Origin of the sequence: Clostridium tarantellae (assembly GCF_009295725.1) — a bacterium.
Taxonomy (GTDB): domain Bacteria; phylum Bacillota; class Clostridia; order Clostridiales; family Clostridiaceae; genus Sarcina; species Sarcina tarantellae.
This window is the reverse complement of the sequence record NZ_WHJC01000021.1, coordinates 1-22,257: the sequence shown is the minus strand read 5'-3', so window position 1 is coordinate 22,257 and position 22,257 is coordinate 1. Positions and strand designations below refer to the sequence as shown.

Annotated in this window: 15 protein-coding genes and 1 pseudogene; 1 reads left to right on the top strand and 15 read right to left on the bottom strand. The window is 28.0% G+C overall.

From position 1 onward, the window contains the following. Positions 1 to 4,594: peptidase G2 autoproteolytic cleavage domain-containing protein (locus GBZ86_RS03320; RefSeq protein WP_327443850.1), on the top strand; the 4,594-nt coding region annotated here is incomplete at its 5' end. 333 nt (positions 4,595 to 4,927) lie between these two features. On the opposite strand, the gene tnpB is transcribed toward GBZ86_RS03320, so the two are convergent. The 15 genes and pseudogenes from tnpB to GBZ86_RS03250 all read right to left on the bottom strand — a co-directional run bounded on the left by tnpB (position 4,928) and on the right by GBZ86_RS03250 (position 22,073). After that, positions 4,928 to 6,016: an IS200/IS605 family element RNA-guided endonuclease TnpB gene (gene tnpB, locus GBZ86_RS03315; RefSeq protein ID WP_152887720.1), complete on the bottom strand. Its 1,089-nt coding sequence runs from the start codon at positions 6,014 to 6,016 to the stop codon at positions 4,928 to 4,930. Then, the gene (tnpA, locus tag GBZ86_RS03310; protein WP_152887718.1) at positions 6,000 to 6,413 is read right to left on the bottom strand and encodes an IS200/IS605 family transposase; all 414 of its coding nucleotides are present in this window, start codon (positions 6,411 to 6,413) and stop codon (positions 6,000 to 6,002) included. Before tnpA ends, tnpB begins: the two co-directional genes overlap by 17 nt. A 150-nt stretch (positions 6,414 to 6,563) precedes the next feature. Next, positions 6,564 to 6,644, bottom strand: a pseudogene (locus GBZ86_RS18625) (ABC transporter ATP-binding protein); the annotation flags it as partial. A 274-nt stretch (positions 6,645 to 6,918) separates the two neighbouring features. Further along, positions 6,919 to 8,364: a phospholipase D-like domain-containing protein gene (locus GBZ86_RS03300; protein WP_152887716.1), complete on the bottom strand. Its 1,446-nt coding sequence runs from the start codon at positions 8,362 to 8,364 to the stop codon at positions 6,919 to 6,921. 191 nt (positions 8,365 to 8,555) lie between these two features. Beyond that, positions 8,556 to 9,098: a hypothetical protein gene (locus tag GBZ86_RS03295; protein ID WP_152887714.1), complete on the bottom strand. Its 543-nt coding sequence runs from the start codon at positions 9,096 to 9,098 to the stop codon at positions 8,556 to 8,558. A gap of 106 nt (positions 9,099 to 9,204) precedes the next feature. Further along, positions 9,205 to 9,351, bottom strand: a complete 147-nt coding sequence (locus GBZ86_RS16960; protein WP_170272145.1) for a hypothetical protein — start codon at positions 9,349 to 9,351, stop codon at positions 9,205 to 9,207. A 231-nt stretch (positions 9,352 to 9,582) separates the two neighbouring features. Continuing rightward, on the bottom strand, positions 9,583 to 12,039 hold the full coding sequence (locus GBZ86_RS03290) for a sensor histidine kinase (protein WP_152887712.1): 2,457 nt from the start codon (positions 12,037 to 12,039) through the stop codon (positions 9,583 to 9,585). Positions 12,040 to 12,270: 231 nt separating this feature from the next. Next, positions 12,271 to 13,314, bottom strand: a complete 1,044-nt coding sequence (locus tag GBZ86_RS03285; protein WP_170272144.1) for a tyrosine-protein phosphatase — start codon at positions 13,312 to 13,314, stop codon at positions 12,271 to 12,273. A 211-nt stretch (positions 13,315 to 13,525) separates the two neighbouring features. Then, positions 13,526 to 15,061, bottom strand: coding sequence for a 2,3-bisphosphoglycerate-independent phosphoglycerate mutase (gpmI, locus tag GBZ86_RS03280; protein ID WP_152887708.1), 1,536 nt, complete (start codon positions 15,059 to 15,061; stop codon positions 13,526 to 13,528). A 353-nt stretch (positions 15,062 to 15,414) separates the two neighbouring features. Next, on the bottom strand, positions 15,415 to 16,161 hold the full coding sequence (tpiA, locus tag GBZ86_RS03275) for a triose-phosphate isomerase (RefSeq protein ID WP_152887706.1): 747 nt from the start codon (positions 16,159 to 16,161) through the stop codon (positions 15,415 to 15,417). 186 nt (positions 16,162 to 16,347) lie between these two features. Beyond that, positions 16,348 to 17,526 carry a phosphoglycerate kinase gene (locus GBZ86_RS03270; RefSeq protein WP_152887704.1) on the bottom strand — a complete coding sequence of 393 codons (1,179 nt, stop codon included), beginning with the start codon at positions 17,524 to 17,526 and terminating at the stop codon, positions 16,348 to 16,350. A 176-nt stretch (positions 17,527 to 17,702) separates the two neighbouring features. Next, positions 17,703 to 18,701 carry a type I glyceraldehyde-3-phosphate dehydrogenase gene (gene gap / locus GBZ86_RS03265; RefSeq protein ID WP_152887702.1) on the bottom strand — a complete coding sequence of 333 codons (999 nt, stop codon included), beginning with the start codon at positions 18,699 to 18,701 and terminating at the stop codon, positions 17,703 to 17,705. 84 nt (positions 18,702 to 18,785) lie between these two features. Beyond that, the gene (locus GBZ86_RS03260; protein WP_207707417.1) at positions 18,786 to 19,841 is read right to left on the bottom strand and encodes a sugar-binding transcriptional regulator; all 1,056 of its coding nucleotides are present in this window, start codon (positions 19,839 to 19,841) and stop codon (positions 18,786 to 18,788) included. Positions 19,842 to 20,066: 225 nt separating this feature from the next. Then, positions 20,067 to 21,443, bottom strand: a complete 1,377-nt coding sequence (gene rpoN / locus GBZ86_RS03255) for an RNA polymerase factor sigma-54 (protein ID WP_207707416.1) — start codon at positions 21,441 to 21,443, stop codon at positions 20,067 to 20,069. A 69-nt stretch (positions 21,444 to 21,512) separates the two neighbouring features. Next, entirely contained in the window at positions 21,513 to 22,073 is a 561-nt protein-coding gene (locus GBZ86_RS03250; RefSeq protein ID WP_152887698.1) for a histidine phosphatase family protein, read from the bottom strand. Positions 22,074 to 22,257 lie beyond the last annotated feature (184 nt).

Sequence of the window (22,257 nt, the reverse complement as noted above, 5' to 3'; positions counted from 1 at the left end):
TTCTCATGCTGAAGGTTTTAATACAACTTCAATAGGTAATAATTCTCATAGTGAAGGTATGGAAACTAAAGCTGAAGGGGAAAATTCCCATGCTCAAGGATTTAATACAATAGCTTCTGGTAATGCTTCTCATGCTGAAGGCTTTCAATCAAAAGCAAAAGGTAATAACTCTCATTCAGAAGGATTTAAAACTATATCTGAAAAAAACAATTCTCATAGTGAAGGTGAAGAAACTAAAGCAACTGCTATAAATTCACATGCTGAAGGAAAACAAACCACAGCTTCTGGTATTAATTCTCATGCTGAAGGTTTTAATACAACTTCAATAGGTAATAATTCTCATAGTGAAGGTATGGAAACTAAAGCTGAAGGGGAAAATTCCCATGCTCAAGGATTTAATACAATAGCTTCTGGTAATGCTTCTCATGCTGAAGGCTTTCAATCAAAAGCAAAAGGTAATAACTCTCATTCAGAAGGATTTAAAACTATATCTGAAAAAAACAATTCTCATAGTGAAGGTGAAGAAACTAAAGCAACTGCTATAAATTCACATGCTGAAGGAAAACAAACCACAGCTTCTGGTATTAATTCTCATGCTGAAGGCTTTAATACAACTTCAGTAGGTGATAATTCTCATAGTGAAGGTGAAGAAACTAAAGCTGAAGGTGAAGACTCCCATGCTGAAGGCTTTGATACAATAGCTTCTGGTAATGTTTCTCATGCTGAAGGTATTAGCACAGTAGCTAGTGGTGATGCTTCTCATGCTGAAGGTACTAATACAACATCTAGTAATGAAAATTCTCATGCTGAGGGAGAATCTACTCAAGCTACGGGAAAAAATTCTCATGCTGAAGGTTTTCAATCTATATCTTCTGGTGAAAACTCTCATGCTGAAAATAGACAAACAAGAGCTACAGGAAGGCATTCTCATGCTGAAGGATTTCAATCACAGGCAAATGGTGAAGCTTCTCACTCTGAAGGAAATGGTTGTAATGCTAATGGACAATATTCTCACGCTGAAGGTAGTAGTACATTAGCTTCTGGTAATAATTCACACTCTGAAGGTGGAGTTACAGAAGCTAAAGGTGAAGACTCTCATGCTGAAGGCTTTAATACTAAAGCTTTAGGTAAAACCTCTCACTCTGAAGGATTTAATACTGTTGCTACTAAAGAAAATTCTCATGCTGAAGGTTTTTATACTAAAGCTAATGGAATTAATTCTCATGCTGAAGGTAATGAAACAACAGCTCTTGCTAATAATTCTCATGCTGAAGGCTTAAACTCTATTGCTGAAGCCTTGAACTCTCACGTTGAAGGAGAATTTAATAAATCTATAGGCATTAATTCTCATGCTGAAGGTTATAAAAATACAGCTAATGGTGATTATTCTCACGCTGAAGGTTTAGAAACTGAATCTAATGGTGATTTCTCTCATGCGGAAGGTTTAGAAACTAAATCTAATGGCTATGGAGCTCATGCTGAAGGATTTAAAACCAAATCTATTGGAAATTATTCTCACACTGAAGGATTTAACACTACATCTCTTGGAGAGAATTCTCATTCAGAAGGAGAATTCTCTAAATCAATAGGTAAAAATTCTCATGCTGAAGGAAAGGAAACTAAAGCTGAAGGACAAAATTCTCATGCTGAAGGATTTAATACTAAAGCAAATAATATAAACTCTCATGCAGAGGGATTTAATAGTATAGCATCTGGTACTATAGCTCATGCTGAGGGAAAAGAAACTAAAGCTGAAGGAGAAAATTCTCATGCTGAAGGAGAAGCAACTAAAGCTTCTGGCTATTCTTCTCATGCTGAAGGATCAAATAGTATAGCTTCTGGTACTGTAGCTCATGCGGAAGGTAGTCGTACTCAAGCATCTGGTATTTCATCTCATACTGAAGGTCAAAATACTAATGCTTCTAATGATTTTTCTCATGCTGAAGGTATTAACACTAATTCTTCTGGTATAGCTACTCACGCTGAAGGCAATGGCACTGAAGCTTCAGGTAATTTCTCACACTCAGAAGGCTCTGCTAATCGAGCTTCTGGTATTTCTTCTCATGCAGAAGGTTCTAGGACTATTGCTTCTAATACCTCGTCTCATGCGGAAGGTCAAGGTACACAAGCATCTGGTATTTCTTCTCATGCGGAAGGTCTAATTACTCAAGCTTCTGGTCAAGGATCTCATGCTGAAGGACAAAGTACTCAAGCTTCTGGCGAATCTGCTCATGCGGAAGGTACTGAAAGTAAAGCTTTAGGGAATGTTTCTCACGCAGAGGGTACTGAAACCGAAGCTTCCGGAGAAGCATCTCATGCTGAAGGTACTGGTTCTATTGCCTCTGGTAAAATAGCTCATGCTGAAGGGCAAAGTACTCAAGCTTCTGGTGATTTTTCTCATGCGGAAGGTGCTGAAACCATTGCCTCTGCTAATTATTCTCATAGTGAAGGACTTAGAAATAAAGCTTTAGGTGAAGCCTCTCATGCGGAAGGTTATAGCACTGAAGCTTCTGGTAGTAATTCTCATACAGAAGGTCGTAGAGTTCAAGCTTCTGGAAATAATTCTCACGCTGAAGGTCGTAACACAAAAGCTATTGGCGAACATTCGCACGCTGAAGGCAATGAAACTATTGCTTCTGGTGAATCTTCTCATGCTGAAGGTCAAAACACTCAAGCTTCTGGAGTTATTTCTCATGCTGAAGGATTATCTACTAAATCCATTGGTATTAACTCTCATGCTGAAGGTGAACTTACCGAAAGTTCTGGGAAAAATTCTCATACAGAAGGATTATCTACTAAATCTATGGGTATTAACTCCCATGCTGAAGGTAATTTAACTAAAGCTGAAGGTCCACACTCTCATGCGGAAGGCAATGAAAGTACAGCTTCTGGTAATGTTTCTCATGCGGAAGGTAGTAATAATATTGCATCAGGTATTGCTTCCCATGTGGAAGGAAATCGTAATACTGCTTCTGGTTATAGTTCTCATGTAGAAGGTAATGGTAATATAGCTTCTGGTGAAACTGCTCATGCTGAAGGAAAATCTACTGAAGCTTCTGGAAAAAATACTCATGCTGAAGGACTCAGTACTAGAGTTGGTGGAGATAATGCCCATGCTGAAGGAAATACTACCCAAGCTAATGGTGAAAATTCTCATGCGGAAGGCTTTCAAACATCTGCTATAGATGATAATGCTCATGCAGAAGGAAATACTTCAATAGCTTCTGGAGAATCTTCCCATGCTGAAGGCTTTAAAACTAAAGCTATAGGAAAAAGCTGTCATTCAGAAGGTAACCAAACCCTAGCTGACTCTTTATTTTCTCATTCTGAAGGTAATGAAACTAAAGCTACTGGTAAAAGTTCTCACTCTGAAGGTTCTAATACTATTGCTTCTGGTTCTAGCTCTCATGCTGAAGGTTCTAATACTAAAGCTACCGGTGAAAGTTCTCATTCTGAAGGTTCTAGTACCAGTGCTTCTGGCTCTACCTCGCATTCTGAAGGTTTAAATACTACAGCTTCTAATGTGGCAGCTCATGCGGAAGGTTCTAATACTATTGCATCTCACTTTGCATCTCATGCTGAAGGTGAACGTACTATATCTAATGGAAGAAATTCACACGCAGAAGGTTTTAGAACGACAGCTTCTGGACAATTTTCTCATGTAGAAGGTACTGAAACTAACGCTCAAGGAACAGCTTCTCATGCTGAAGGTGAAAAATGTACTGCTAATGGCAATAAATCTCATGCTGAAGGTACTGAAACTAGTGCATTAGGTAATAACTCTCATGCTGAAGGATATCTATCCACTTCTTCTGGTGAAAATTGTCATGCAGAAGGAAATAATACTAGAGCTAATGGTCTTGCTTCTCATGCGGAAGGCCTTAATACTATAGCTAATGGAAATTATTCACATGCACAAGGTAATGGTACCAAAGCAGAACATACTGGATCTTTCATCATAGGAAAATTTGGATCAACAAAAGACGACTATTCTTTTTGTTTAGCTAATGGATTGAGAGAAGATGCTCCTTCCCTAGCTATAAGAATGGTTAGTAATGGAACTATATTTGCTAGTGAATTTAAAGTTGGTGGTGCAGATTATGCTGAATATTTTGAAACTATAGATGGAAATTCCATTGATCCAGGATATTTTATAACTCTGAAAAAAAATAAAATTAGAATATCTAATGAAAAGGATTCTTATATTTTAGGAATTTCTTCAATTAATTCTTCAATCGTAGGAAATGATAAAAGCTTTGAATGGAAAAATAAATTTTTAAAAGATGAATGGGGTAGAATTTTATTTAAAACAATAACAATTCCAAGTGATAATAACCCAACTAAAAATATTGTAATTTCAGAACCAATCCTAAATCCTGAATATGATACTACCAAGGAATATATTCCTAGATCTGAAAGAAAAGAATGGGTATCTGTAGGTATGTTAGGACAAATATTAGTTAGAGATGATGGAACTTGTATTGTTGATGGATACTGTATGCCAAATCATAATGGAATAGCAACTTATGCAAGTAAAGGATATAGAGTTTTAGAAAGAACTAATAAAAATCAAATATTAATTTTATTTAGGTAATTAAGGGTGTTAAAAATTTTGTATAACTGATTAAAAATCACTTCTTCTTAAAAATAATTTAGATAATAAAAAATTACAAGAAGGAGTGATTTTCATGTCAGAAATTATGTTAATCATATAATATTTTTTAAGAAAGTAATTTCAAAAATAGTCCCTACTCCAACTTTATTTTCTACATCTATTGTACCATTATGACTTTGTATTATAGATTTACGTGAACTACTCACCACTTAGCTAAAGCTTGAAGTGGGAGCTTCTTGGTCAATATAACTAATGTTACAAGTTTACCCAAGCTCAAAAGGTCGCACCGACCTCAGTATAATACTAATAGATTTATACTATCAGCTTTTCTAAATTCATACTTGCATTTATATCCCTATCGTGCTTTATTCCACAATTAGGACAGACCCATTCTCTAAGTCCTAAGTTTTTTACTTTTTTATTTTTATAGACACAACAAGAACAAAGTTGACTACTAGCGTAGTTTGATGGAGCAACTATTATATTTCTACCATACCAACTAGCTTTGTATTCTAACATTCTTCTGAATTCTGACCAACTTGCTTCACCTATAGCTTTAGCTAATTTATGATTTTTTTGCATATTCTTAACTTTTAAGTCCTCAATAGCTATTGATTGGTTTTCTCTAATTAACTTAATTGATAACTTATTTAAGAAATCTGCTCTTTGGTCTGCTATTTTTTGATGCAACTTGGCAACCTTTAATCTAGCTTTCTTTCTGTTGTTACTTCCTTTTTGTTTTCTTGATAATTCTCTTTGAAGTTTAGCTAATCTTTTTTCTGATTTTCTAAGATGTTTTGGATTAGCTACTCTATATCCATCAGAACATATTGCAAATTCTTTAAGCCCTACATCTACACCTATTTTTTTATCTGTTTTAGGTAATGCAAAATTTTCAGTATCAACTAATATAGAAATATAATATCTATTACTTGGTGTTTTAGATATAGTACAACTTTTTATTAATCCTCCAAAATTTCTATGTTGTTTTATCTTAATCATAGATTTCAATTTAGGAACTTTTATATAACCATTTTCAATAAATATTGTTCCCTTTTGATTATTAGTTGTATAAGAAAATCTATTAATTTTTTTACTTTTGAATTTTGGAAAACCTACAGACTTATCTCTAAAAAAATTCTTATAAGCTTTGTCTAAATTAAGTTGTTCATTAGCCAACGCTAAACTATCAACTTCTTTTAACCAATCAAATTCTTTTTTATATTGAGCTGGTGTAGGATATTTCATTTCCTTAATGTCTAAATCTTTATTATCTTCATAAGACTTAATTCTATCTGCCAACATTTGATTATATATGAACCTAGAACAACCAAATGTTTTAGCTAAATATATTTTTTGTTCTACATTTGGATATATTCTATATTTATAAGCCTTTAGCATATTTCTCACCTTGATTTTCTATATATTTTTTAATTGTTTCTATATTCGCTCCACCTGTTGTAACTAAACAGTAACTTCTACTCCAAAAATATTCTTTCCATAGTTTATTTTTTATATTAGGAAATTCTTTTTTTATAAGCCTACTACTAGCACTTTTATATGCGTTTAGAAATTTAGATATTTCAGTATTGGGAGCTGACCTAAATAAGCAATGAAGATGGTCTATATCATGATTCCATTCTTCCAATGTTATTAGATATTTAGGTGCTATATTTTCAAATATTTCTTTCAATCTTTCAGATATATTATCATTAATAACTTTTCTTCTATATTTTATTACTAACACTAAATGATAATTCAATTTGAATACTGAATGATTATTTGTATCAAAATTCAAGTAATCACCTCATTATTTTTGTTACTACTGATTAGATAGTAACAAAAATAAAAAGCATAGTCAACAGGAAATATTTATCGTGTAGCTACGCTTTCGTCGATTCATCTCCTACCTACCTTCGGTTGAGGTGGGAGAATTCTCTCAAATTTTAGTTAAATTTATATTCTTTAAAGCCTCTACCTTAACTTCTCCTTTTCCATAACTTTTACACAAATCCTTTACCTCTATAATAACCCTATTTAACTCTCCTTCACTTCTTATGTTAGTTCCTATTATAAACACCTTAAATTACTATTTCATAAATTTAATTATTACAATTTTGTAATTTTATACTTTAATTTAGTTATATAGTTTCTTAGAAAAGGTTCATTTTCAAAAACAAAAATACATCCATATTTAAAAAGTTAGTGAAAATTTTTAATCTTTTACTCTTTTTAAATATGGATGTATTCTTTATGCTTTCACTATTAAATTACTAAATACTTATCTAAACTTTTAAATTTAACTATAATAAGTATTCAATACCTGATTCAATAATATATAATAATTTAATTTTAATACTTTTAAACTTACTTATTTTTATTTCTTTCACCTTTCCCCTCAAGTAATTCCCATCTTTTCCAACTGTTAAACTTTCTTTTTCATAAGAAGCTATAATTTTATCTAATTGGTTTCTTAACTTCCTACTTTGTATTACCAACATAGTTTCAGTACTTAAAAAAGAACTTCTTGGGTCCATATTAAACAAACCAATTATTGATATATCATCATCTACAGCAATTGTTTTAGCATGTATAAAATCTTTACTTTGATACTCATATACCGTAACTCCTGAAGCAGCTATTTTCTTTCTATTTTTTAAATATCTAGAATAAGCTAATAAATTAGGGGTAGATGCTTTTGAATTAGTTAATATATTTACATACAATTTTTCATTATATTTCTTTTTCAAATAAGTTTTCTGCATTTTCCTATCCACAACCAAGTATGGTGTTTGTATAAAAATTGATTTTTTAGCTTTATTTAAAATTCTAACTATATCATATAAACACCAAGATTCTTTAAATCTACCTATAGGATTATGTACTAAAGTTATTTTATTAGTTTCACAACCTATTTTATACAACTGCATATCATTAAAATATTCTGAATATAAATCTCTATACTTTTTTAACTTATTTGCTAATTCAATATTTCTCTCTTCTGCTAATTTTAATTTTTTAGGAGTAAGCTTTTTCAAGTATTCCTTTGAAAATTTACAATTATAGATATATTCGAAATAATTACTTACATCAATTATTACACTTTTTTTATCTATTGCAACCTTTTTAGTATTTAAACAAATATTAGTAACTAATACATCTCTATCATAAGTTGTAAATCCTATATTTTTAGGAAAGTAAAATCTATCTTCTATATTTCTTCCACCTATAAGAAGTATCTTATTGTCTACAATAATATATTTATCATGCATTCTATTGTTAATTGTCCAAGGTTTTAAATAATTAAGTGGCTCATAAAATTTTAACTCTATATTAGGATGCTTTGAAATACTATATATTATAGCTTTATTTTCCTTAACTAATCCATGAAACATTCCATCTAATAAAATTTTAACTTTTACACCTTCATTAGCCTTTTTTAAAAGTAAAGCAAAAATTATATCTGTTGCAATACCTCTATCCATTGAAAAGTAGCATATATTTATAGTATTTTTAGCTTCTTTTATAAGATTTATTCTTACCTTTAATGCTTCTAAAGGTTTTTCTATAATTGTAGCTTTATCATTACCTATTTTTTCACTATAAAAATTTCTTATATTAATATCTTTAATAAAACTTTTGCTTACTTCTTTTTTTCTTGAAAATATCATCACTCCACTTACAATAAAATAAATCATATATATGATTATAATAGTAATTAATAAATAAATAATTTTTAATAATATCATAATTTTTCACCTTAATAATTTTTCTTATTTAATACTTTACTTACTTTAACTATTATTACTGATTAATTTATAGCATTAATTTTACACATACTTATCTATGTGTAAATAAAATATCACTTTTATAGTATATAAACACATTATAATATTTACATATTATGAAAGTGATATGTTTTAACTTTAATTAAAGCTACTTATGCTAGTTCAATATAAGTAAAAACCTCATTAGCCATATTATTTAATTTTATTTTAAATGTATTAAAAGAATCATCTGTACTTGTTAAACCTATAAATATTTCTTTTATATATTTATACTCTTGTAATAATCCCATTTTATGTGACTCATACTTAGCTTCTAAACTTTTTACATCATTACTTAATTTTTTAGTATCTTCATATAATGGTTGTCCCTCTGTTTCTGAAAGCACATCTCCTTCTCTAGTAATCTTTTTATCTAAGGCTACTAAATAATTATAATCTTGTTCAAAAACAATAAGAATATTCTTGCATAATTCTTCTAACTTAATTTTAGAAATCTTATCTCCTTCATCTCCTAATACCAAATCTATACTTGTAATAGCACAAGCTAGATTATCTAAATAAAATAAGAATTTATCCTTTGTTTCTACATTAATATGTTCCTTAGAATTTTCTATGTTTTCCATAGCTCTAAATAAGGAATTACTTCTTCCTTTTAATAAACTTAATAAATCTGTTAATGCTTTTCTTTTTAGCATTTTTAATCACTTCCTTTAAGAAAAATCAAAATATCAAAATATTAAAAACAAAAGTACTTTTTTAAAGTACTCCTGTTTATTTACATATAAATATTTTTTTAACACTTTAATGTCTTAACCCATGAGATTGAAGAATTTCATTTTGTGTAGGATAATGAATTTTCCCACTATTTATGGTAGTTACTAAAAAATAGCTCCCTATGATAAAAATAATAAAGGCTATTATAATAAATAAACTTGCTTTAGCTTTCATTTAAATCACATCCTTTTAGTTATTTAAAATAACTTGTAGGTTTTCTTATCTTTTGTTTTATTTGAAAGCTATAGATTTAATATCTCTTTTTATTATAGCATAATAATACTTTTATTTATTTTTTTAAAATATCACTATAATTATTGCTATCTAATTATTTTTATAAAAAATTAAAAACTAGAATAATTTATTAAAATTATTCTAGTTTCTTTAAGTCAAATAATAAATTTATTAAATATTTTCTATTTTATTAAAGGTAATAATAACCTTAAATAAATCTCCATCAATAGCTATATTAAATTCTCCTCCTTGAAGTTCTACTATGCTTTTACTTATAGCTAATCCAAGTCCTGACCCTTCAGTATGCCTTGAACTATCCCCTCTTTTAAATCTTTCTACTATTTCATCTACTTCAAAATTTAATTCTTCCGCTGATATATTTTTCATTATAATATCTACTTTATTATCTCTTTCGACAATTTCTATAAACGCTCTACTACCATATAAAGAATACTTTGTTATATTTATAATTAAATTTTCAAATACCCTCCAAGTTTTGTTTCCATCTAAATTACAGTAAATTTTATTTTCTGGCAATTTAGTTCTTATAATAATATTACTTTCATCTAACTTTTCCTTTAATTCTCCAATAGTTTGTCTTAATAACGCTGTTATTTCCACCTTTTCTAGATTAAGTTCCATAGAACCACTAGTAGCCTTAGACACCTCAAATAAATCTTCAATTAAAGCTTTTAATCTTTGTGACTTTTTATCTAATATTCTTATATATTCTTTTTTTTCTTCTTCTGTATTTTTATCATCTTTTAAAAGATGTATATAATTAATAATTGAAGTTAATGGAGTTTTTAAGTCATGAGAAACATTAGTTATAAGTTCTCCCTTCATTCTTTCACTTTTTATTTTATTTTCTACAGCCAACTTTAACCCTTTACTTATATTATTTATGTTCTTAGCTAATCTTGCCGTTACTATATCTCCCTCTTCTGAAAGATTTATATCTAAATTTCCATTTGAAATATCTTCTGTTGCTTTAGCTATATTTTGTAATTGAGCTAAATGATTAATTATTATTAAAATTACTGCAATAGTTACTAATATTGTATATATAAATACAAATACACTAGCACTATATGGATCATTAAAACTTATAATTGTAACTATAATGCCACCTATTAATATAAATGAACTAATTGATAGTATAATCCAAATTTTATAGGACTTTTTACCTTCAAAATATAATAAAGAAATAGCATCCTTAACACTTGTTTTTTTACTATTAAAATATCTATAAAGCTTCACTATAATTTTTATTATTAAACTTCTGTTAATTAAATCCTTAAATACATTATTACAGTTTCTTATATATTTAATATTTAAATTTAAAGTTATAAATAAGCATAAAGAAAAAATAATACTAATAAAAAAACATTTTAAGTAATGTGAATAAAAATAATGTGAATTAAATAAAATAAAATCTACAAATAATATAAAACTTAATGATACTAATAATACAGAGCCTATAATCTTAACTTCAGTATATAAAATTTTATATAACTTATTTAAATGTCCTTCTATAAAATATCTTTTTCTATTTACTATTAAATAAATTAAATATATTAACGTTCCTATACTACCTAAAATTAAAGAGATTTTTACAAATAAATTATTACTGTCTCCTTCATATTTTTCTTTAATATCATATATATCATCTCCTGGTTGCATATTTTTAGGAATTTGTATATATATATCTGTATCTTTTTCTTTGAACAAATTATAATCAAAATGTAATTCATTTATTATTTTTTTATCTATATTAGATTCAGAATTATCATCTTTTATAATTATATATGCTTCTGAGTTTTCCTTTAACTCTCTCTCTATATAAACTTTATCATTTATGCCTTGCATATTAGTAATTACTTTATTATTTTTATTATCTACAATATAATATTTAAAATTAATATATCTATTAAGTAAACTTTTAGCATTTTCATATCTACTTAAAGCTTCACTAGTCTCATATCCTAATATTTCTTCCTTAAATTTTTCTGTTTCTAAATCTTTCATTTTTTTTAAATTATCTTTTTCCTCTTCAAAATGATATCCTTTTTTAAAATCACTTATATATAATCTTTTTTCAGTTTCATCTAGTGTTTTCCAAGTATCATAAGATATTCCACAGTATGATAATATTTTATTTAATAAATCAATATTTTTTCCTGCTATAACTTCTTCTAATTGTATTTGAAAGTCATAACTTAAATTTTTCTCTTTTTCTTCATAAATTTTATTTAATTCATCTACTTTTTTATTATATTCATTGTTTTTATCTAATAAGTGTTCATTATCAACACCATAATAAACAATATTATTTATACTCTGCGCTACTTCATAAAGTAATATGTTTTTAAACTCATTGCTATTATAAAATTTATCTACTTTTAAAGTTGGTGATTTTATAATTCCAAAAATAAGGAATCCTATTAATACATAACTTATGAAACTAATAATAAATGGTATAGGCTTTTTTTTACAATCTTTATTATTTTCTTTTTCTTCCCTTTCTTTATATATTTTTTTCTTTTTTAATTTTTCTCTTAAATTCTTTTTATGTTCACTATCAGAAACTCCACTATCCATTATTTCGGTATTATTAATATTACTCAAAATATTTCCCCCTATTCTCTTTATTGTCTTTGCTTTTCATTTTAAATAATACACTATAACAATTACAAATTACCCCTTAAAATTATTAAGAATTTCTAACAAAAAACTTAAATTTTTCTTCTAAATTATAATGATCCTTGTACATAGTAAAATATTTTAACAAATCTATATTTATTAAAAAATAACAAGTATTGATTTTAAAATTTAAAATCAATACTTGTTATTTTCTATTTAATATAAATATTCATTTTTAAGTTTTTGTAGTTTCTCTTCTGTTAATCCATATTCTTTTTCTAAATACATATTTATTGAACCATATTTTTCTTTCATAGCTTTTATAGAACTTCTTATATATTCTTCACGAACTTTCATCACTATATCAAGCATTCCCACTTCTTCTTTAGAAAACTTTGATTTTTCAATAGATTGTTTAATTTCATCATTAACAATTTTTCTATATTTATTTGAAGCTAAATAATCCTTTACTACTAACTCTTCATCTACGCCTAAGGCTAATAATAATATTGCTACTCCTACACCTGTTCTATCTTTGCCTTGAGTACAATGTTGATCTATTGGAAGATTTCCTGTGTTTTGTATTAACATCATAAGTTCCTTATATGCCTTATTATTAAAAATCATTCTTTTATACATTTCACTTGCAAAAGTCACGGGATTGCCTATAGCTTTTATAACTTTAGGTGATTTTAAAAGAGCTAATATATCAAAATTTTCTTCTAATCCCTCCCCTAAACTTTCTAACTCTTTTCCTATACTAAATGCTGGTACACTAATGTATTTTGCTCCTTTTATACTAGTATCTTTTTTTAAGGTTGCTCCAATTCTTGATCTATAATCTAATATAGTTTTTAATCCTAAACTTTCTATGTACTCAATATCATTTTTACCTAAATCTTTTAATTCTTCTGATCTAAAAAACACTCCCCATTTTACCTTTTTTCCATCCTTTGATTTTATTCCACCTAAATCTCTGAAGTTAACAAGTTTTTCTAGAGGTAATCTTACTTCAGAAACTATATCATCTTTATATCCATTACATTTTAATATAAAATAAAATCTTTCATTTTTACAAGGCTCTCTTAAAATAACTTCATTCTCTTTAATATTTATTAAAAATTTTTCATTACCATTTATAATAGGTTTATTATTCCAATATATACTTACTTCTTCCTTATCATCTATTTGCCAACTTATTTTTAAATAACTTTTATCTATTCTATTTACCATTAATTTATTAAAAACTTTTTCTACCATAATTTTTTTCCTCTTCCTTTGCACCATAATTTAATATATATTTTTATATTTATAAATACTTGTAGAAATTATAACACATAACTATATATATTTATTTTTTTAAAAAATTTTAAAACTTTTATATATTAATGAAATTATTTAAATATTAACTAAATAAAAAGAAAAAAAAGACTAGAAAAATAATAATTTCTAGTCTCTTTTATTAATTTAATTATTTCATTAAGTTATGTCCTGTCATTTCACATGGAACTTCTAATCCCATAGCAGTTAACATTGTTGGCGCTATATCAGCTAACTTTCCATCTTGTACTAATGTTCTACCTTCAGCCTCTTTTGATATCCATACAAATGGAACTGGAAGTGTAGTATGAGCTGTCATTGGATTACCATTTGAATAATCTATCATTGTTTCTGCATTTCCATGGTCAGCAGTAATAAATACTGTACCATCTAAATCTAACATTTTTTCAACTACTTTACCTAAGCAAGTATCTACTGTTTCAACTGCTTTAACAGCTGCATCAAATACTCCTGTATGACCAACCATATCTGGGTTAGCATAGTTTAATATAATCATGTCATACTTTCCTGAATCTAATCTATTTATTAACTCATCTGTTAATTCAAAAGCACTCATTTCTGGTTTTAAGTCATAAGTTGCAACCTTTGGTGATGCTACTAAAGCTCTATCTTCATTAGTATTTGGTTGTTCTACTCCACCGTTAAAGAAGAAAGTAACATGAGCATACTTTTCAGTTTCAGCAATTCTTAATTGGTTTAACCCTTTATTAGCTACATATTCTCCTAAAGTATTTGTATAGCTTTCAGGTCTATAAGCAACTTCTGCTTCTTTTATTGTTTTGTCATATTGAGTCATACAAACAAAAGTTAAATTTAATTGCTCTCTTTCAAAACCTTTAAACTCTCTATCAACCATAGCTCTAGTTAACTCTCTAGCTCTATCTGGTCTGAAGTTAAAGAATACTACTGAATCTCCACTCTTTATTTTTGCAACTGGATGATCATCATCTTCTATTACACATGGTAATACGAACTCATCAGTTTTGTTGTCATGATATGAGTTTTCCATACAATCCACTGCTGAAGAAGCCTTTTCTCCTTCTCCTAAAACCATAGCATTGTAAGATAATTGAACTCTTTCCCATCTATTATCTCTATCCATAGCATAGTATCTTCCACTGATTGTAGCTATTTTACCTAAACCAATTTCAGCCATATACTTTTCTAAGTCTTCTACAAAATTTTTACCTGAGCCAGGAGCAACATCTCTACCATCCATAAAAGCATGAACGTATACTTTTTCTACTCCTCTTTTTTTAGCTAATTTTAAAAGACCTTTTAAATGATCTATATGTGAGTGAACTCCACCATCTGATAATAAGCCTATTAAATGTAAAGCTGAATTATTCTTTAAAGCATTATCCATAGCATCATTTAAAGGAACGTTATCAAAGAAGTTTCCTTCAGCTATTTCTTTAGTTATTCTTGTTAACTCTTGGTATATTATTCTACCAGCACCTATATTTAAATGTCCAACTTCAGAGTTACCCATTTGTCCCTCTGGAAGACCTACAGCCATTCCTGAAGCTTGTAATTCAGTATGTGGGAATTTTGCTAAATATTTATCATAATTTGGTTTCTTAGCAGCTTCTACTGCATTTCCATCTTGTTTTGGAGCTATTCCAAATCCATCTAATATCATTAACATTACAGGTTTCTTAGTCATCTATTTTAATCCTCCAACATTATATAAATTTCTCCCTAAAATATAATACATATTTCATAGAATTCTTTTTTAATTATACTATATTTGCAATTATCAGACAACTACAAGGATTTTAAGAAAACATTTGCATATGAAATTTTTCTTTTTTAACTTTATATTTTATTTTGTATGTGATATATTTCATATAAATTATTTTTTCCCATACTTCTACAACCTTATGTAAAAAATATATTTATACTAACTTATATTTGCAATAAACTTATTTACCACATTAAAATTAAATTTTATTTTTAATTTTGTATAACAAAAAAGCCACCCATATTTTAATGGATAGCTTTTTTATTATAAATTAATTAGAAATTAACGATTTGTGCAAAGTCTGTAGCAACTAAACTAGCCCCACCAACTAAAGCACCATCTATATCAGACATTGACATTTGCTCTTTTATTGTATTTGGTTTAACTGATCCACCATATTGGATTCTTACTTTATCAGCAACTTCTTTACCAAACATTTCAGCAACAACTCCTCTGATTGCAGCTATTGTTTCATTAGCTTGTTCAGAAGTAGCAGTTTTACCAGTTCCTATAGCCCAGATTGGCTCATAAGCTATAACAACTTTTTCAGCTTGCTCTTTAGTTAATCCAGCTAAATCAGCTTTTATTTGAGCTTCTATAACTTGATTTGTAGTTCCATTTTCTCTTTGCTCTAAAGTTTCTCCACAGCAAAGAATTGGTGTTAAGTTATGAGCGAAAGCAGCTTTAACTTTTTTATTACAAGCTTCATCTGTTTCGTTGAAGTATTCTCTTCTTTCACTATGTCCTATAACAACATAATCAATTCCCATAGCTTCTAACATTCCTGGAGCAACTTCTCCTGTAAAAGCACCTTTTTCTTCAAAATGCATGTTTTGAGCACCTATTTTAACATTTGTTCCTTCAACTGCTTTTTTAACAGCATCTAAACAAACAAAAGTTGGGCATATAACAACGTCACATTTAGCGTCTTTTACTAATGGTATTAATTCTTCTACAACTTTAACAGCCTCAGCTGGTGTATAGTGCATTTTCCAGTTTCCTGCGATTATTGGAGTTCTCATTTTGTTCACCTCTAAATTTTATTTTAATATTATTATGGAAAGAAAGATTAAAACCTCTCTTCCATAATATAAATTTATATAATTTTTTTACTTCAATCTAATAGCTAAATTAATTAGCTTAAAATATATAAAATAATTTAAGTTATAAAGCCTTTATATAACTTATTTTAAAGCTTTATTAAATAATTATTTATCGTTTAATGCAGCTATTCCTGGTAAAGTTTTTCCTTCTAAGAATTCTAATGAAGCTCCACCACCTGTTGAGATGTGAGTCATTTTATCTCCAAATCCTAAAATATTAACAGCAGCAGCTGAATCTCCTCCACCTATTACTGTTGTAGCATCAGCATCAGCCATAGCTTTAGCAACTGCTATTGTTCCTTTATTGAAGTTTTCAAATTCAAATACTCCCATTGGTCCATTCCATATAACAGTTTTAGCATCTTTTATTGCATCAGCATATAAAACTTCTGTTTTAGGTCCGATATCTAATCCCATGTATCCATCTGGAATATTTTGATCTTCTGTTATTACAGGCTCAACATCTTTGAATTCTTTAGCAATTCTATGATCTACTGGTAATAAGAACTTAACTCCTTTAGCAGCAGCATCATCTATCATTTTCTTAGCGTAGTCTATTCTATCAGCCTCAACTAATGAGTTTCCAACGCTATATCCTTGAGCTTTTAAGAATGTGTAAGCCATTCCTCCACCTATTATTAAAGTATCAACTTTATCTAATAAGTTTTCTATAACAGCTATTTTATCTGAAACTTTAGCTCCACCTAATATAGCAACAAATGGTCTAATTGGATTATTAACAGCTTCTCCTAAAAATTTTAATTCTTTTTGAATTAAATATCCACATACAGCTGTATCAACAAACTTAGTAACGCCTTCAGTTGATGAGTGAGCTCTATGAGCTGTTCCGAATGCATCGTTAACATATATATCAGCTAAACTAGCTAATTCTTTTGATAACTCTTCACCATTCTTAGTTTCTTCTTTTCTTGATCTTGTATTTTCTAATAATACAACATCTCCATCCTTCATTTCTGCAACAGCTTTTCTAGCGTTTTCTCCTACAACTTCTGCATCAGCAGCAAAAACAACTTCTTTTCCAAGCATTTCACTTAATCTCTTAGCAACTGGTGCTAATGATTTAGAAGCATCTTTTCCTAAATGTGAGCAAAGTATAACTTTAGCTCCTTTATCCATTAAGTATTTGATTGTTGGTAAAGCACCATTTAATCTATTTTCATCAGTTATAACACCATCTTTTAATGGTACGTTAAAGTCACATCTAACTAATACTTTTTTTCCTTCTACTTGAACATCTTCAATAGTCTTTTTATTAAAGCTCATTCTCTTCACCTCTTAAAATTATTTGCTCATATTATTCCTATTAATAATTATGTTAATAAGAAAAGCATTTTAAAAATTATTTTATATGTTAAAGTGGCCTGACCTCATAGCTTTAACTACAAAACCAGACCAGCTCTAATATGTTATATAATTATTTAAAATTTATGTTTCAAAAATTATTTTGTAACAAAGAATTTTAAAGTTCTGATTAATTGGTTAGTGTATGATGCTTCGTTATCATACCAAGAAGCAACTTTAACTAATTGCTCTCCATTAACTTCCATAATCTTAGTTTGAGTTCCATCAAATAATGAACCGAAAGTTATTCCGATTACGTCTGATGATACTATTGGATCTTCAGTGTATCCAAATGACTCGTTTGAAGCAGCTTTCATAGCAGCGTTAACTTCTTCAACTGTTACTTTCTTATCTAAAGTACAAACTAACTCAGTTAATGAACCAGTTATTACAGGTACTCTTTGAGCGTTTCCGTCTAATTTTCCAGCTAAATCTGGTATAACTAAACCTATAGCTTTAGCAGCTCCAGTTGAGTTTGGAACTATGTTAGCAGCAGCAGCTCTAGCTCTTCTTAAATCACCTTTAGCATGTGGAGCATCTAAAGTGTTTTGATCATTAGTGTAAGCATGAATTGTAGTCATGAAACCTTTGTTTAATCCAAAGCTATCGTTTAATACTTTAGCCATTGGTGCTAAACAGTTTGTAGTACATGAAGCACCTGATATAACTGTTTCTTCTCCAGTTAATATGTCATGGTTTACGTTAAATACAACTGTTGGTAAGTCATTTCCAGCTGGAGCTGATATAACAACTTTCTTAGCACCAGCTTTTAAGTGAGCTGAAGCTTTCTCTTTTGAAGTGAAGAATCCAGTACACTCTAAAACTACGTCTACGTTTAATTCTCCCCATGGTAAGTTTTCAGGATTTCTTTCAGCAGTAACTTTAACTTCTTTACCGTTAACTATGAAAGCACCTTCTTTAACTTCGATTTCTCCATCGAATCTTCCTTGAGCTGAGTCATATTTAAATAAGTGAGCTAATGTCTTAGCATCAGTTAAATCGTTGATAGCAACAACGTTAAACTCTGGGTTATTAGCCATTAATCTTAAAGCTAATCTTCCTATTCTTCCAAATCCATTGATAGCAACATTTACCATATCGTAAATACCTCCTAAGATGTTTTATATAAAATATTTTTAAATATTTTAACACTAAGTTATTGTGAGAGTTTATTTTCAAATTTATTCGCTCTCATTTAATTTTTTTAAAATTTCTTTTGCAGCACTTTCATCAGTAACTAGAACACCATTTTTATTATTACAAATAGTAGCCATTATAGCATCTACTTTACTTTTTCCTCCTGCTACTGCAATATGTGTTTCTATTTTTTTTATATCATTTATATTAATTCCCAAAGTTTGCATTATAGATACTACTTCTGAATTTTTATTGAAATAACATCCAAAAGCTTCACCTACAGCACCTAACTGTAACAATTTATCTATAACCTCTTTTGGTACTCCTCTTTTCTGAGCCATTTTTTCTGCTTGTCCTATACCATAAATAAGTATATTAGCATTTTTTACATTATCTATAATTTCTTTTATATCTTGCTGTTTAATTAAAGTATCTATAATTTCTTCACTTACATTTGCTGGTACATGAAGCATTTTATAGTTTCCATTAACTTTTTTAGCTAATTGAGCGGCTAATGTATTAGCTTGTGTTTCTACTTTTTTTCCCATTCCACCTCTTGCAGGGACAACCAACACATTATTAATATGAGGCATTTTGGGAAAATTGTCAACAACTTCTTTTACTGTACTACCACCTGTAATGGCTACAATGTCATTATCTTTGATAATATTTTTAACATAATTAGCAGTAGCTTTTCCTAATTCTTTACCTACTCCTTCTTCTTCATCAATATTACCTGGCACTATAACTACATCCTTTAACTTAAGAAGTCTCTTTATTTTATCTTCCATATTAGATAGACCCTTTATTTCATGAATAAAACTTTTTAATGCTTCTAATATGTTTTCTCCTTCTGGCGTTACAGACATCCCGGGAGTGCTTATTTGAATGAGATTTTGTTCTTTTAAAAAGCTTATCTCTGTTCTTACAATTCTTTCTCCTAAGTTAAGCTGATTAGCTAATATCCTTCTTCCAATAGGTTGATTGTAGTAAATAGTCCTTAATATACTATATCTTTTTTCTAATAAGTCTACAATCTCTGGCACAATTATTTTTTGCAACTTTAAAATCTCTTGCAATTTAACAACTCCTTTGGTCATTTTAAGTCCCGCTTGCAACTTAAATGTCCCACAGTTTTAATTATAAAACACTATTTAAAATTTTTAAAGTATTTTCTTAAATTTTTTTCATTTTTTTTTCATTTTTTATATTTTATCATTATTTTTAGCAAATTTTATTTAATTAATAAAAAAATACAGAAGTTTTTTATTTCTTCTGTATTTTTCTCAAAAATTTAATTAATTATTTATTAAATTTATTTCTTTTTAAAATCTTTTTCTTTTTGATGAAGATTTTATTCCAAGCTCTTCCCTATATTTTGCTACAGTTCTTCTAGATATATTTATTCCTTTATCATTTAACAAATCACAAATAAATTGATCTGACATAGGTTTACTTTTATTTTCTTCACTTATTAAATTTTCTATTTCATTTTTTATTCTATTTACAGATATATCTGCTTCAGTATTATAAAAATTATTACTTTGTAATCCTATAGTAAATAATTTTTTTATTTTTATAGTTCCAAAAGTAGTTAATATAAATTTTTCTCTTATAGCTCTAGATACAGTAGATTCATGTATTTGTAATTCATCTGCTATTTCTTTTAAAGTCATAGGTATCAAATATTTTTCCCCTTTACTAAAATATTCTTTTTGTTTTTCAACAATTTTTTCTAACACTTTATATAAAGTAGTTTTTCTTTGATTTATACTTTTTATCAAAAATACCGCTTTTCCCATTTTATCTTTAATATAATTTACTGCATTTTTATCTCTTTCATGCTCTAATAAATCTTTATATACGTTATTAATTGATAATCTAGGTAATACATTATCATTCATTATAATAAAAAATTCACCATCTATTTTTCTTACCTCTGCATCTGGAATAATAAACTTAACATCTTCTCCAGTATAAAATCCTCTTGAAGGCTTAGGCTCTAAAGATTTTATTAAATCTCCATATTTTTGAGCTTCTTTTATTGAAATTTTTAATTTTTTTGCAATAATATTATATTTATTATTTGCTAATTCATCTAAATAATTGTTTACTATTTCACAAGCTTTTGAATGTTGCTCTCCTTTTCTTATTAATTGTAATATTAAACATTCTTTAAGATCTCTAGCCCCTATTCCTGCTGGCTCTAAATTATGAATAATAATTATTGCTTTCTCTAATATTTTCATAGAACATGACATTTCTTTAGACAATTCTTCTAAAGAAATGTCTAAATACCCTTTATTATTTAAGCTTTCAATTATATAATCACATATTGATTTAATATAATTATCTATAGGTAATTCTAAAATTTGCTCATGTAAATATTCTATTAAAGATTTAGTGCTACTTAAAAAAGTAAAAGGTGATATTTTATTTTCATCATATTCTCCATAACTTTGAGATCCATAATTATCCGATTCTAAATATTTTATAAGTTCTTTATAATCTAATCTATCCTTATCTTTTTTATATTCTTCTAGAATTTCATACTGAGCTTCTAAGACAGGATTTTCCAAAAACTCTTTTTCTATATATTCCCTTAAATCATAAGTAGACATCTGTAGCAATTTTATAGATAATTGCATTTGTTGTGTCATTATTAGTTTTTGTTCCTGTGATAAATTTAAATTAAAATCCATATACATATTTATTCACCCACATATAATTTATAAATTCTCTATTCTTAATATTGCTTTATATTTCATTTCTTATGCTAATTCTATCTCTATAACTTCATTATTTTTTATATATACTATTTCCTCTGCTAGTTTATCTAAAGGAATTTCCTTTAAATATGCTAATATAGCTCTAATAGTATGAAAATGAGTTACTATAAGTATATTTCCTTCTTTATTTTCGTTAATTATATTCTTACAAGCTTTTTTTACTCTATTATAAAATTGTTCATAACTTTCATCATTGTTAGGTATATATTTGTGAGGAAAATTGAATAAAGTATGATAATCTTCTTTTTCCACACCTTGAAAAGATTCAAAACATTTTCCTCTCCACCTTTCTAAATTTATCTCCCTAAATTCTGGGACTTCTATTATATTTATATTTCTATCTCCTCTAATTAATTCTGATGTTTTTATAGCTCGTCCAACATCACTTGAATATATTTTTTTAAACTCTATACTATTTAACTTTACTCCTACTTCTTTAGAACATTTAATTCCCTCTTCTGTTAAAGGAGAATCTCCCCAACTTTGAATTTTTTTCTCTATATTCCAAAGTGTTTGTCCATGTCTTACTATATAAATTTTCACTTTTCATCCACTCCTATTTAAATGTAGACAATTTTTTTAATATTATGTAAATTACTATAATTTATTTTAACACGATATTTAAATTATTAAAATTGAAGTTTTGTAATGTTTTATAAAGTAATAATTTTTCATTTTATAAATAAAAAAAGATATAGGATAAGTAACTATACTATATTTAATATCC

Excerpts from the sequence above, each read along its gene's own strand:
- gpmI (WP_152887708.1), bottom strand. The coding sequence starts at position 15,061 with ATGACTAAGAAACCTGTAATGTTAATGATATTAGATGGATTTGGAATA.
- GBZ86_RS03260 (WP_207707417.1), bottom strand. The coding sequence starts at position 19,841 with ATGACCAAAGGAGTTGTTAAATTGCAAGAGATTTTAAAGTTGCAAAAA.
- tpiA (WP_152887706.1), bottom strand. The coding sequence starts at position 16,161 with ATGAGAACTCCAATAATCGCAGGAAACTGGAAAATGCACTATACACCA.
- GBZ86_RS03300 (WP_152887716.1), bottom strand. The coding sequence starts at position 8,364 with ATGATATTATTAAAAATTATTTATTTATTAATTACTATTATAATCATA.
- tnpB (WP_152887720.1), bottom strand. The coding sequence starts at position 6,016 with ATGCTAAAGGCTTATAAATATAGAATATATCCAAATGTAGAACAAAAA.
- GBZ86_RS03285 (WP_170272144.1), bottom strand. The coding sequence starts at position 13,314 with ATGGTAGAAAAAGTTTTTAATAAATTAATGGTAAATAGAATAGATAAA.
- GBZ86_RS16960 (WP_170272145.1), bottom strand. The coding sequence starts at position 9,351 with ATGAAAGCTAAAGCAAGTTTATTTATTATAATAGCCTTTATTATTTTT.
- GBZ86_RS03295 (WP_152887714.1), bottom strand. The coding sequence starts at position 9,098 with ATGCTAAAAAGAAAAGCATTAACAGATTTATTAAGTTTATTAAAAGGA.
- gap (WP_152887702.1), bottom strand. The coding sequence starts at position 18,701 with ATGGTAAATGTTGCTATCAATGGATTTGGAAGAATAGGAAGATTAGCT.
- GBZ86_RS03270 (WP_152887704.1), bottom strand. The coding sequence starts at position 17,526 with ATGAGCTTTAATAAAAAGACTATTGAAGATGTTCAAGTAGAAGGAAAA.
- rpoN (WP_207707416.1), bottom strand. The coding sequence starts at position 21,443 with ATGGATTTTAATTTAAATTTATCACAGGAACAAAAACTAATAATGACA.